The organism is Chromobacterium vaccinii (assembly GCF_001855275.1).
Taxonomy (GTDB): domain Bacteria; phylum Pseudomonadota; class Gammaproteobacteria; order Burkholderiales; family Chromobacteriaceae; genus Chromobacterium; species Chromobacterium vaccinii.
In genome coordinates, this window is sequence record NZ_CP017707.1 from 1228538 (window position 1) to 1240929 (window position 12392).

At 64.4% G+C, this 12392-nt stretch carries 10 protein-coding genes; 4 read left to right on the top strand and 6 right to left on the bottom strand.

What is annotated here, in order from left to right:
- Positions 1–8: 8 nt before the first annotated feature.
- Positions 9–4181 carry a PAS domain S-box protein gene (locus tag BKX93_RS05460; protein ID WP_070979069.1) on the bottom strand — a complete coding sequence of 1391 codons (4173 nt, stop codon included), beginning with the start codon at positions 4179–4181 and terminating at the stop codon, positions 9–11.
- Positions 4182–4420: 239 nt separating this feature from the next.
- Here BKX93_RS05460 and BKX93_RS05465 point away from each other — a divergent pair, with 239 nt between their 5' ends.
- Positions 4421–5245, top strand: coding sequence for a hypothetical protein (locus BKX93_RS05465; RefSeq protein WP_046167283.1), 825 nt, complete (start codon positions 4421–4423; stop codon positions 5243–5245).
- A gap of 58 nt (positions 5246–5303) precedes the next feature.
- Here BKX93_RS05465 and BKX93_RS05470 read toward each other — a convergent pair whose 3' ends face one another.
- Complete coding sequence (locus tag BKX93_RS05470; RefSeq protein ID WP_070979071.1) at positions 5304–5927, bottom strand: FMN-binding negative transcriptional regulator; 624 nt, start codon at positions 5925–5927, stop codon at positions 5304–5306.
- A 109-nt stretch (positions 5928–6036) separates the two neighbouring features.
- On the opposite strand from BKX93_RS05470, the gene gntR reads away from it, so the two are divergent.
- From gntR to BKX93_RS05485, 3 genes are all read left to right on the top strand, one after another.
- Complete coding sequence (gene gntR / locus BKX93_RS05475) at positions 6037–7056, top strand: HTH-type transcriptional regulator GntR (RefSeq protein WP_070979073.1); 1020 nt, start codon at positions 6037–6039, stop codon at positions 7054–7056.
- Positions 7057–7239: 183 nt separating this feature from the next.
- Positions 7240–7740, top strand: a complete 501-nt coding sequence (locus tag BKX93_RS05480) for a gluconokinase (RefSeq protein WP_070979075.1) — start codon at positions 7240–7242, stop codon at positions 7738–7740.
- 46 nt (positions 7741–7786) lie between these two features.
- Positions 7787–9094 carry an MFS transporter gene (locus BKX93_RS05485; RefSeq protein ID WP_070979077.1) on the top strand — a complete coding sequence of 436 codons (1308 nt, stop codon included), beginning with the start codon at positions 7787–7789 and terminating at the stop codon, positions 9092–9094.
- A 34-nt stretch (positions 9095–9128) separates the two neighbouring features.
- Here BKX93_RS05485 and BKX93_RS05490 read toward each other — a convergent pair whose 3' ends face one another.
- From BKX93_RS05490 to BKX93_RS05505, 4 genes are all read right to left on the bottom strand, one after another.
- Positions 9129–9866 (bottom strand): hypothetical protein, encoded by a 738-nt coding sequence (locus BKX93_RS05490; RefSeq protein WP_070979079.1) that lies wholly within the window; start codon positions 9864–9866, stop codon positions 9129–9131.
- 150 nt (positions 9867–10016) lie between these two features.
- Positions 10017–10466: a dihydroneopterin triphosphate diphosphatase gene (nudB, locus tag BKX93_RS05495; protein WP_070979081.1), complete on the bottom strand. Its 450-nt coding sequence runs from the start codon at positions 10464–10466 to the stop codon at positions 10017–10019.
- Entirely contained in the window at positions 10467–11087 is a 621-nt protein-coding gene (locus BKX93_RS05500) for a response regulator transcription factor (protein ID WP_046156562.1), read from the bottom strand.
- Positions 11088–11096: 9 nt separating this feature from the next.
- Positions 11097–12386, bottom strand: a complete 1290-nt coding sequence (locus BKX93_RS05505; RefSeq protein WP_083340456.1) for a mechanosensitive ion channel family protein — start codon at positions 12384–12386, stop codon at positions 11097–11099.
- Between the last annotated feature and the right edge of the window lie 6 nt (positions 12387–12392).

Here is a 12392-nt window from a genome sequence, read left to right on the forward strand (position 1 = left end):
AAACAGGATCAGGAGGCTTCGTCCGCCAATTGCTGCCAAGTCTCGTCCTGCTCCCACCGGCGGCACCAGTCCATCACCTTGTCGGCCTCCATCGGCCGGGCGATGCCGAAACCCTGGGCGTAGCGGCAGCCAAGCCGGCGCAGCAGCGCGGCGTGCTCCATCGTCTCCACGCCTTCGGCGATCGCCTTGCGGGCGAAAATGGAAGCCAGCTCGATCACGCCCTCGACGATTCGCCTGTCGTCCAGACTGTCTATCATGTCGTGCACGAAACTATTGTCTATCTTCAGCGCATCCACCGGCAGGCGGCGCAGGTGGGTCAGCGACGCGTGGCCGGTGCCGAAATCGTCCAGCGCGAAATGCACGCCCAGTTCGCGGCAGCGCTGCAACACCCGTATGGTTTGCTCGACGTCGCCGGCCCCGCTCTCCACGATTTCCAGCTCCAGATGCCAGGGCGGGACGTTGGGATAGCGCCCCAGCACGGTGGACAATTGCTGGCTGAAATCGGCGCGCAGCAGGTAATTGGTGCTGACATTGGTGCTGATCTTGACGTGGAAGCCGGCCTCCGCCCACCGTGAAACCTGGCTGAGAGCGGCATCCAGCACCCACAGGCCGAAGGCGGCCTCCAGTTCATTGCCGGACAGGTGGGGCAGGAATTCCGCCGGCGCCAACAGCCCGCGCCTGGGGTGGCGCCAACGGATCAGCGCCTCCACGCCGATGATCTCGCCGCTCTGCAAATCCACCACCGGCTGGTAGAACAGCGTGAACTCCTCGCGGACCAGCGCCTGGCGCAGCAGCTCCAGGAACTGGCGGTGCTCCTGCGCCTTGCGGTCGTTTTCCGGATCGAACAGCTGGTAACGGTTCTTGCCGGCATTCTTGGCCAGATACATCGCCTGATCTGCATGGCGCAGCAGCGTATCCGGATCGACATTGTCCTGCGGGTACAGGCTGACGCCTATGCTGGCGGTGACGCCGACATCCGCGTCTCCCAACAGCATTGGCCTCGACACCGTCACCAGCACCCGGTCCAGCACCAGCATGCATTCCTCGGGCGATGCCACTTCCGACAGCAGCACCACGAACTCGTCGCCGCCCAGCCGCGCCAGCGTGTCGTCGCCGCGCAAGATGGCCTTGAGATTGTTGCTCACCGTCATCAGCAGTTGGTCCCCCGCCGCATGGCCGTACTTGTCGTTGACCGCCTTGAAGCCGTCCAAATCCAGAAAGCAAACCGCGCAGGACTTGCCGCTGCGGTTGGCCCGTACGATGGCCTGCCGCAGCCGGTCGGACAGCAAACGGCGGTTGGGCACGCCGGTCAAGGGATCATAGTGCGCGACGCGATCCAGTTCGGCCTCATGCTGCTTGAGCTGGGTGATGTCGGAGAAAATGCCGATATAGTGCTGCACCTGCCCTTGTTCGTCGCGCACCACGGAAATCGACAGCAGTTCGGCGTAGAGCTCGCCGCTCTTGCGGCGGTTCCACAGTTCGCCGCGCCAGAAATCGTGCCCCTTGACCGAGCTCCACAATTCCTCGTAGAAACTGGTAGGCTGCTTGCCGGAAGACAGCAGGCTGGGCCTCTGCCCGATCGCCTCCTCGGCGTTGTAGCCGGTGATGCGGGAGAAGGCGTTGTTGACCTTGGTGATCACGCCGTCCGGGTTCACCATCAGGATGCCTTCATAGCTGCTGTCGAACACCGCGGCGGCTTCCTTCTGCGCCTGCTCGAACACCTTGCGCTCGGTGATGTCGGTGTGGGTGCCGGACATCATCAGCGGCTCGCCATTGTCATCCCGCTCCACCACCCGGCCGCGCGACAGTATCCAGCGCCAATCGCCGCCGCGGGTCCGGCAACGCACTTCCACCTCATGGCTGCTCAATTCGCCGCGCAGATTGCGCTGGATGGAATCCCGGGTTTGGGCCACGTCGTCCGGGTGCAGATGCTCGTACCAGTTGTCCGCGGTGATGTGCATCTCGCCGGGGCCATAGCCCAGCATGCTTTCCCAACGCGGACTGATCTGGAAGCGGTTGGTTTTCAGGTTCCAGTCCCAGAAGCCCTGGTCGGAGCCGGCGATCACCCGCGCCAGCTGGCGCTCGCGGTCGCGCAGTTCCTGCTCGGCGCGATGCTGCTCGGTCAGGTCGCGGCCGAAGGCGATGTAACGGCCGTCTTTCATCCTGCCTGAGGTCAGATCCACGTTGACCCCGCCGCCCTTCTTCAGCCTCAGCTTCCATTCGGAGCGCAGGAAGGGGCCGTTATTGATCTTGGCCAGATGCTCGGCCAAAAGACCCAGGAACTCCGGGGCCACCAAGTCGTGGATGTGCATTTCGCGCAACTCGTCCAGGCTATGCCCGGTCAGGCGGCAGGCGGCGGGGTTGGCGAAGATGAAGTAGCCATCCACGTCGGTGACCCAGATCGCGTCGCCGGCTTCGTTCAGCACCAGCCGGAGATCTTCGTCGGCGCGCTTGCGCTCGGTGATGTCGGACAGATTGCCGACCAATCTCACCGCGCCGCCGCGCTCGTCCCACTCCACCGCGCGGCCCCGCACCTGAAGCCAGCGCACGCCCTCGTCCTGCTTGGCCAGCCGGAAATCGATTTCTATCTTCGGGCTCTTGCCTCGGCGATGCGCCTCTATCGCCTGCAACACATAAGGCAGGTCGGCCGGATGCACCATCCGGCGAAAGAAACGGAAGTCTCCGCTGTCCTCCTCCGGCTGGGCGCCGGTCACCTCGTAGTAACGGGGCGAGCGGTACACCTTGCCGCTGCGCAAATCCCAATCCCAGAATCCATCGCTGGTAGCCTCGGCCACCAATTGCAGCCGGGATTCGCTGGCCTTGACCTGCATGGCCATCTGCTTGCGCTCGGTGATGTCCTGCATGGTGCCGTAAAGCCCGGTGATGACGCCCTCCTCGCCGCGCCGCGCCTCTCCCCGCATCGTCAGCCAGCGGCTTTCGCCATCCGCGCGCAGCAATTCCACATCGCACTCGTAGCCCATGCCCACCAGCTTGCAGCGTTCTATCGCCTCCGACAGCTGCTCCCAGCCCTCGTCGCTGAAAAATCGCCGCATCGCCGGATAGCCGGGCGGCCCGAAACGTTCGGCCAGGCCGAACAGGCGATAGGCCTCAGGCGACCAGTAATGCCGGTCTTCAGCCAAATTCCAGCTCCAGCTGCCTATGCCGGCCAGCTGCTGCGCCTGCTGCAACATGGATTCGCTGTCGCGCAATAGCTGTTCGGCCTGCTTTTGCCGGGTGACATCGCGCGAGATGCCGAATAATCCACCCAGTTGCCCCGCGCTGTTGTAGACCGGCCCCTTGGTCACCAGAAACACCATCCGCTCGCCATTTTGCAGCACCAGGCACTCCTCGTGGGTCTGCACCCGGCCGCTTTGCATGATCAGCCGATCCTGAACGATCAACTCCTTCGCGGTTTCCTCGTCGAACAGCTCCCAATCGTCCTTGCCTATCACCTCGCGGTTGGACTTGCCGACGAAGGCCAGCGCCGCGTGATTGACCAGCAGGTAGCGCCCCTGCACGTCCTTGACGAACACCGCGTCGGAGGTGCTGGTCACCACGGCGTCCAGCAGCGCCCGGTGCATGACGCCGCGCTCCAGCGCCAAGCGCAGCAGTTCGCTGAGCAGGCTCACCGCCAAGCCATTCAAGGTCAGAAACAACAGCTGCAGCTTGCTGTGCCATGGTGTTTGCGCGGCATGCAGATGGGGCTCGGCCACTAGGTCGACGGCCAGCACCGCCAGCACGGTGGCCAGCAAGCCGGGGCCAAGTCCCCCCATGCAAGCCCCTAGGATGATGGGAAGCATGAACAGGATCAACATCGGATGATCGCTCAAATCCGGCCCCATCAGGAACTGCCGCAACGCCAGCGCGCCGCCCAGCAACGCCAGCACCACCGGGTAGGCAAGCCAGTTGGTCCAACGCTCCGACCGCACGCCATTGGCCAGACTACCCAGCCAAAACAGTTGCATGCCGTTATCGCCGGACGGCACCGCCCGCAATGCCATCAACAGCAGAACCGAGGTCACCAGAACGAAGAAAATGCCCTTGGCTATGGAAAGGGAAACCACTCGGGAAATATCCAGTCCGGCCAGCAATTGGTCGGAGAAAAAGATCCAGGCCAGCGCGAACAGCGCGTAACAGGGCACCGCCAGCAGAATGAATCTGGTCCGCGCGTTGCTTGCCATAGAGAGCCCCCTGAGCCCGGCGCCGGCCGGGTCTGTCGTCCTCCGCGCCGCGTTGCCGGCGGAGTCTTGTCGAACTTACGCCGAAACGGACGGCATGCCATCCGTTTCGTTTGGATTCGTTCCTTACAGGTATAGCATTCGCCTTGCCCCCTGCCGCGGCGGGAAGACAAACAGGCATTCAAATCATCCTAGCCTGAACTATGCTGAGCGAAGAACCGTTGTCGCGAGAGGAACCGGGGATGGAGTTTCTGTTCGATCTGGATGATCCCCTGCAGTGTCTGGAGCATATCTACCAGTTTCTGAGTCCGATGGTAGTGGCCTTTCATCCGAAAAAAAGCGCCGGCCGCACCGGCCCCTGCTTTGGCAGCGGCCTGCTGCTGAGCTACCGGGGCGAAAAGTTCATCGTCACATCCGAAGCCGTGCTGTCCGCCGCCTGCGTCAATCACGGCCAGAACGTGGTGGCCAGCAATGGCTCGCGGCAATGGCCGCTGCTGCAGCTGCGTTGCGCCAGTCCGCAGCACCTGGACCTGGCTGCGATACACCTGCCGGCCGACTGGCTGGCGCGCCACCCGGTGGAGAACTGTTTCGAGCTGGATTACGGCACCCTGCCCGATCCGATGGCCAGCGCCTTCACCCTGTTGCTGGGCTATCCAGTCAGCAACGGCCGCCCCGCCGGCCAGCTCAGCTCGGCCATAGGCGTGGTATCCCGGCCATACAGCAGCAATACCCGCCGCAACCAGGTGGTTCAGCCCTTGTTCGTGGAATTCGACAGCCGCGACATCCTCAGCCGCTGCCGGCTGGACAAGTCGACGCTGCAGGCCTTTTACCAGTTGGGCGGCGCGCCGGCCATCAGCCTGTACCACTCGTTCCAGCAGGACAGCAATCGTCTGACCGCCTACCTGCAAGGCGTGGTGGTGGAATGGGACCATGCCCGCATCGGCGCCACCGTCACCTCGTCCGCGCTGCTATCCGGCTTCTTGGATAGCTTCCTGCTGCGGCTTAGGCAGGACGGCGAGGCCGCGCCGCCGGAACTGGCCGAACTGCTCGCCCGCTTCCGCCACTAAGGCCGCAGGCGCTATCTCGCAGCGCGCCGGCGCAGGCCGCGCGCGATCGAGACTCCGCTTAGCTGGGCATCTCGCCGGCCAGCGCCCTGGCGCGCTCATCGCCGCTGCCCGCCAGGCCCGCGCGCACGCTCAGCCGGGTCGCTTCGTCCTGGTTCTGGCTGAGCTTGTACTTGCCGTCCAGCCGGCTCACCGTCAGCTCGATGCCGACGATGGCCCGCAGCATCTTGTCCAGATAGTCGGCCGGCGCGTCGGCCACTTGCCAGGGCAAGGGGAAAGCCGCCTCGCGCCGGGCGGTCAATTCTTCCAGCAGTCGCCGCAGCCATTGTGGATCGTCCACCGCCCGCAGCCGCCCCCTGGCGTGCGCCACCATATAGTTCCAGGTGGGCACCACCTTGCCGTGCTCGGCCTTGGCCGGGTACCACGACGGGGTGATGTAGGCGTCGTCGCCCTGGAACACAGCCAGCGCTTGCGGCTCCGCCTCCAGCAGCCGCCACAAGGGATTGGCCCGCGCCACATGGCCTCTCAGCCTCAACGCGCCGCCCTCCTCCACCGCCAGCAGCGGCAGGTGGTTGGCCAGCGGGCCGTCCTCGCCGTTGATCGCCACGGTGGCCAGCGGCCGGGCGCGAATCAGGCTCAACAAAACGGCTGGATCGGCCTCGACGAAATGGCTGGGCTGGTACATGATGGGCTCCCGGGAAAAATCACCACATTACAAGCAGGCGTCATCGCTCGGCAAGCGCTCCCGCCGCGATACAATGACAACAGTATTGCCAATCCATTTCGAGAAACCCATGCCCAGAAAACCGCGCGTCCGCTCCGGCAGCGGCGTCACCATGCACGACGTGGCCAAGGCGGCCGGCGTCAGCGCCATCACCGTGTCCCGGGTGCTGAATCAACCGCAGCAGGTTTCCGAAGCGCTGCGCGAAAAAGTGATGCAGGCGGTCGACGCGCTGGCCTATGTGCCCAGCCGCTCCGCCAGCACGCTGGCCTCGGCGAGATCGAGGACGGTGCTGGTGCTGATCCCCTCGCTGGCCAACACCGTGTTCCTGGAGACGCTGGCCGGCATCGAAACGGTGCTGGACGCCGCCGGCTACCAGATGCTGATCGGCAACAGCCATTACGACGCCGGCCAGGAACTGCAGCTGCTGCGCGCCTATCTGCAGCACCGGCCCGACGGCGTGCTGATCACCGGCCTCAGCCACGCCGAGCCATTCGAGCGCATTCTTTGCCAACACGCGCTGCCGGCGGTCTACATGATGGATCTCGCCGACGACGGCCGCTGTTGCGTCGGCTTTTCGCAGGAGGAGGCCGGTGCCGCCATCACCCGCCACCTGCTGTCGCGCGGCAAGCGCCGCATCGGCTTTCTCGGCGCCCAGCTGGACGAACGGGTGATGAAACGCCTGGAAGGCTACCGCGCGGCGCTGGACGCGGCCGGTTGCCACGACGCCGGACTGGAATGGCTGGACCCTCAGCCCTCCAGCATGCAGATGGGCGCCGACATGCTGGACGCGGCGCTGGCGCAGCGTCCGGACTGCGACGCGCTGTTCTGCTGCAACGACGACCTGGCGATCGGCGCGCTGTCGCGCAGCCAGCAGCTGGGGCTGGATGTGCCGGAGAGGCTCGCCATCGCAGGCTTCAACGACCTGCAGCCGTCGGCCTGGTGCACGCCCACGCTGACCACGGTGGCCACGCCGCGCCGCGACATCGGCGTCCATGCCGCCCAGGCCTTGCTGAAGCTGATCGACGGCGAGGAGCCGGAATCGCGCCGCGCCGACCTGGGCTTCCAGCTGATGCTGCGCTGCAGCAGCTGAAATCCCGCGCCCGCGAGGCTTTCCGCCTCAGGCCGCGATGTTGCTATCCCACTACAGCGCCGCGCGGACAAAACGCAAAACTTGATCCAACTGCTTGTTGTGAACTTTTTGTTAGCGCTAACATCAGTGTCATCCAGCCGGGCTTGTTCCGGCTATCCTTCAACACAAAATGTTAGCGCTAACATGAAAAATGGCAATATCGTGGTGATGGGCGTGGCCGGCTGCGGCAAAAGCAGCGTGGGCCGCCTGCTGGCCGAGGCGATCGGCGCCAGCTTCATCGAAGGCGACAGCTTCCATCCCCCTGAGAACATCGCGCGGATGCGCGCCGGCATACCGCTGGACGACGACGACCGCGCCAGCTGGCTGGCCAATCTGGCAGGCAAGCTGCGCCAGGGCCGCGAGAGCGGCGAACCCATGGTGCTGGCCTGCTCCGCCCTGAAGCGCCGCTACCGCGACGTGCTGCGCGGCGGCGATCCTGGCCTGCGCTTCGTCCATTTGTTCGGCGACAAGGCGCTGATCGCCGAGCGCATGCGCGAGCGCAGCGGCCACTTCATGCCGGAAAGCTTGCTGGACAGCCAGTTCCGCGATCTGGAGGCCCCCGGCGCCGACGAAGCCGCGATTCCCTGCGACGTCGCCCTGCCGCCAGATGCGCTGCTGCGGCGCATCCTGGCGGAGCTGGACTGAACCCAACCGTTTCAACGCAAAGGCAGTATCAAAGAGGAGAACAACAATGAACGCCCCGTCCCCGCAACAATTCAAGGTTCCCGCCCGCCGCTGGCGCATAGGCTGGCTCTTGGGCATAGGCATCCTGGTCAATTACTTCGACCGCATCAGCCTGTCGGTGGCCGCGCCGCAGTTGCAGCAGGAGTTCAGCCTCAGCAACGGCGAGCTGGGCCTGTTGTTCAGCGCCTTCTTCTGGAGCTACGCGCTGCTGCAGATTCCCACCGGCGTGATTCTGGACCGCTTCGGCACCACCCGCATCGGCCGCCTGGGCGCGCTGCTATGGGGCGTGGCCGCCACTCTCACCGCCTGTGCCGGCGGCTTCGCCGGCATCTTCGCCGCCCGCATGCTGCTGGGCGTCGCCGAAGCGCCGGGCTTCCCGGTCAGCTCCAAGGCCACCGGCTACTGGTTTCCCCGCCGCGAGCGGGCGATGGCCACCGCCATCTTCGACGCCGCCGCCAAGTTCTCCAATGTGATCGGCGTGCCGATGGTCGCCTTGGCGGTGGTGCACCTGGGCTGGCGCTGGGGCTTCGGCGTGTCCGCCATCCTGAGCGTGCTGTACTTCATCGCCTTCTACCTGATCTACCGCGACCCCAGCGCCGACAAAAACCTGAGCGAAGCCGAGCGCCAATACATCGTCCAGGGCGGCGCGGCCGAGGAAGGCGTCAGCCAGCAAAGCTCGATGGCGATGCTGGGCTACCTGCTGCGCCAGCGCAAGGTGTGGGGCCTGTCCATCGGCTTCGCCGCCTACGGCTACGTGTTCTACCTGTTTTTGACCTGGCTGCCCGGCTACCTGGTGCAGGCGATGCACATGGACATCCTGAAATCTGCGTGGTTTTCCGCCATTCCGTGGATGTTCGCCACTCTGTCCGACCTGTTTGTCGGCGGCTGGCTGATCGACAAGCTGATCGCCCGCGGCCACGATGAAACCCGCGTGCGCAAGACGGTCCTGCTGTGCGGGATGGCCATGGGCATGGCGGTGTTCGGCGCCACCACGACCACCGATCCCTACATCGCCATCATCTGGATCACCATCGCGCTCAGCGGCCTGGCCGCCGCCGCCCCGGTGGGCTGGTCGCTGCCGTCCTTGATCGCGCCGCGCGGCGGCACCGGCACCGTCGGCGGCATCATGAATTTCGCCAACAACATGATGGGCGCGGTCGCTCCCATCGTCACCGGCTTCATTGTCGGCGCCACCCACTCCTTCGCCAACGCCTTCATGGTGGCCGGCTTCATGCTGGTGATCGGCATCCTGGCCTTCGTCTTCCTGCTGGGCCGCATCGAACAACTGCCCGAGCCCGGCGCAGTTGCAGACTAGGGCACGTTTAGCAGGCTCTGCGCTTGCCGTCTCCTCACTTGCCGCACAAATCGCGCGGTTTGGGAGTCGGCGGCGCAGGCTTGGGATGCGATTTAGTCGATGCGCCGCCGCAAAATTGGTTGACTTGCACCATGAGCTGGCCAGCGGCGCCTTTGACAAGGGGCTCGTCCTTCTTATCATCCAAAAACTTGTCGATCAGCTTTTTCGCCGCTTCGACCATGATTTCCTTCCCCCCTTCCACAGCATGCGTCAATAACTCCGACTTCAATGCCGAGGCATCCTTCGCCATGATCGCGCCTGCCGCGGCGAATTTATCGATCAAGGAAACCAACCCGGAAAGCGGAATCGCGCCCTTCTTCGGTGCCCCGCCTCCCTCCGGATAAGACTCCACTGCCAGACGCAGCAAGATCAAACCGTCCTTTCCCGCAATCTGCGGCTCCATGCTTCCCGCCACGCCAGCAGTCTTCGCGTCCCGAGCGTTGTTGGCAGCCTGCTCTGACGCAGCTCTCGACTCCGCTTTCGCCTCGCGCTCAATTCGCAACTGGAAAAACGCCAATCCATAATGAGCAGCGGCGCATAGCAAAACTATCAGCAGCAGGGCCCTCCACATCGACCGAATCAAATCCAGCACGATGTCCAAGCGCATCGTTCTCGCGTTTTCCACTTCAGCAGCGCGCTCCCGTCCTACCTTAAACTGCGCCTCGAGAACTGCCAGTCTCTCGGAAAGCTCCAATTCGCGCTTTGAACTTCTTTCCTCTTCGCGTTCCTGCATCGCCAGCCTCCATCATTTGGATCATTCCAGAATATGCATTTAATTTTGAAATCATTCTTTCATGCCAAAAGCATCAAGAAAAGCCATATTCACAAGGCATAAAAAACCCGCCGAAGCGGGTGGAAGGAGATGGACGGAGGGGCAATCGGCTCAGCTCTCCAGCCCCAGCTTCTTCGGCAGCATGCGCAGCGCCTCGGCGTTGGATGGCGAGAACGCCAGCTCGGCGGCCTCATCCCACGGCAGCCAGCGGTAGCCCAGATGCTCGCGCGGCGCCAGCGCCACCTCGCAGGGCTCGGGCAGCAGCAGGCCGAATACATGCTCGTCGTTGTGGGTGACGCCTTCCGGGTAGCGATGGCGCCAGTGCTGGTAGATTTCGTAGCGATTGACCATATGCCAGTCGCTCAGTTCGAAACGGGACGCGTCCAGGCCGGTTTCCTCCGCCACTTCGCGGCGGGCGGTGTCGATCAGGTCTTCGCCGCCCTCGCGGCTGCCGGTCACCGACTGCCAGTAGCCCGGCTTGTCGGCCCGCTCCATCAGCAAGGCCCGTCCATCGCGGCTGTGTATCACCACCAGCACCGACACCGGCTGCTTGCTGCCCATTTAAAGCTTGCCTCCCTGGGCCCCGGGCGCGGCCAGCATGCCGGCCAGCTCCACTGCCGATTTCACGCCCATCTTCTCGAACACCCGCGAACGGTGGACCTCCACCGTCTTCATGCTGATGCTGAGCTCCTCGGCGATCTGCTTGTTCAGCTTGCCGGCCAGGATCAGCTGCATCACCTCGCGCTCGCGCTCGGTCAGCAGCGCCAGCGCCGCCGACACCTTGCGCTGCAAGCCGTGGCGCTGGCGGTTCTGCTCGTCCAGCTCCACCGCCGCCGCCGCGCGCTCAAGCAGGCGCACGTCGTCGAACGGCTTCTCGATGAAATCGAGCGCGCCCAGCTTCAGCGCCGCCACCGCGTGCGGCACGTCGCCGTGCGCGGTCAGCATGATCACCGGCGGGCAGTACGGCCACAACGCCAGCTTCTCCAGCAGCACGATGCCGCTGATGCCGGACAGGCGCAGGTCCAGCACGATGCCGTTGTAGTCATGGCCGTTGCCGGCGGCCAGGAAGGCCTCGCCGCTGTCGAAGCCGTCGGCGCGGTAGCCCTGGCCGTCCAGCAGCCACAGCAGCGACTGCCGCACCGCCTCGTCGTCGTCGATGATGGCCAGTCGTTTCGCGCTCATGATGCCTCCTCAGCCCTGCTGCGCCGGCTGGTCGCCAACGATGCGCACTTCCCGCTGCGGGAAGGGGATTTCGATATTGTGCTGCTTGAACAGCCGCCAGATGGCCAGGTTGATGTCCGATTTCAGGCCCATGAAGCCGTTTTCCGGATCCGCCACCCAGAAACCCAGCTCCAGATTGATGCCGCTGTCGGCGAACAGGGTGACGAAGGCGTTGGCGCCCGGATTCTTCAGCACGCGCGGATGGTCCGACGCCTGCTTGAGCAGGCTGAGCGCCAAGTCCAGATCCGTGCCGTAGGCCACCTGCACCGGCAGGCTGGTCCACATATTGCGGTCGGAGTACGACTGGTTGATCACGGTGTTTGAGATCAGCGCGTCGTTCGGGATCAGCGCCTCGGTGCCGTCGGCGCCCTTCAACACCACGTAGCGCGAGGTCATCTTGGTCACGTAGCCGACGCGGTTTTCCACCATCAGTCGGTCGCCGATGCGGATCGAATGGTCGAGCAGGATGATGAAGCCGGACACGAAATTGCTGGCGATCTTCTGCAAACCGAAACCCAGACCGATACCCACCGCGCCGCCGAACACCGACAACACGGTCAGATCGATGCCCACCACCGGCAGCGCGATCAGCACCGCGGCCACCACCAGACCGGTGCGGGTCAGCTTGGCGAACACGATGCGCAAGTTGGAATCGAGGTGCTTGAGCTTCATGATGCGGGCTTCGAGCAGGCGGCTGGCCCACAGCGCCACCACCACGATCACCGTCACCCACAGCAGGCCGTTGAGGATGGTCAGCAGGTCCAGCCGGGTCTTGCCGACGTGGAAGGAGATCGACTCCAGCCAATCCATCACCGCCACGTCGAAGCCTATGGTCCAGCTGACGAAGCCCAGCCACAAGGCCGAGGCCAGGAAGTGCTCGGAATGCCGCTCGAAGCGGCTATGCGGGAAGGCTTGGCGCACCACCGCCGTGCACAGCCGGATCACCGCCAGCCAGAACAGCAGCGCGCTCAGGATATGCAGCACCAGCATCGGCGCATGCTCCAGCTGGCCCCAGGTGAAGCTGGTCAGCACCACCAGCACCTGGGCCGACACCGGCAACACCAGCCGGAAGCCGGTATAAGGCAGGAACTGGTCGTAGCGCTCCGGGTTGTGGGCAAACCAGTAGCGATACAGCCGGCGGGCCAGCGCATAGGCGGCGATCACGCACATCAGGCCCAGCGCCAGCTCGATCAGGCCGTTCTTGGTCTGCAGCGCGTCAAGCAGCGCGAAAAAATTCATTTCCTTGCGGATGAACAGCAATGTCCG

Bases quoted from the DNA above. Each gene is read 5' to 3' on its own strand.
- BKX93_RS05460 (WP_070979069.1), bottom strand. From the start codon at position 4,181: ATGGCAAGCAACGCGCGGACCAGATTCATTCTGCTGGCGGTGCCCTGT.
- BKX93_RS05465 (WP_046167283.1), top strand. From the start codon at position 4,421: ATGGAGTTTCTGTTCGATCTGGATGATCCCCTGCAGTGTCTGGAGCAT.
- BKX93_RS05470 (WP_070979071.1), bottom strand. From the start codon at position 5,927: ATGTACCAGCCCAGCCATTTCGTCGAGGCCGATCCAGCCGTTTTGTTG.
- gntR (WP_070979073.1), top strand. From the start codon at position 6,037: ATGCCCAGAAAACCGCGCGTCCGCTCCGGCAGCGGCGTCACCATGCAC.
- BKX93_RS05480 (WP_070979075.1), top strand. From the start codon at position 7,240: ATGAAAAATGGCAATATCGTGGTGATGGGCGTGGCCGGCTGCGGCAAA.
- BKX93_RS05485 (WP_070979077.1), top strand. From the start codon at position 7,787: ATGAACGCCCCGTCCCCGCAACAATTCAAGGTTCCCGCCCGCCGCTGG.
- BKX93_RS05490 (WP_070979079.1), bottom strand. From the start codon at position 9,866: ATGCAGGAACGCGAAGAGGAAAGAAGTTCAAAGCGCGAATTGGAGCTT.
- nudB (WP_070979081.1), bottom strand. From the start codon at position 10,466: ATGGGCAGCAAGCAGCCGGTGTCGGTGCTGGTGGTGATACACAGCCGC.
- BKX93_RS05500 (WP_046156562.1), bottom strand. From the start codon at position 11,087: ATGAGCGCGAAACGACTGGCCATCATCGACGACGACGAGGCGGTGCGG.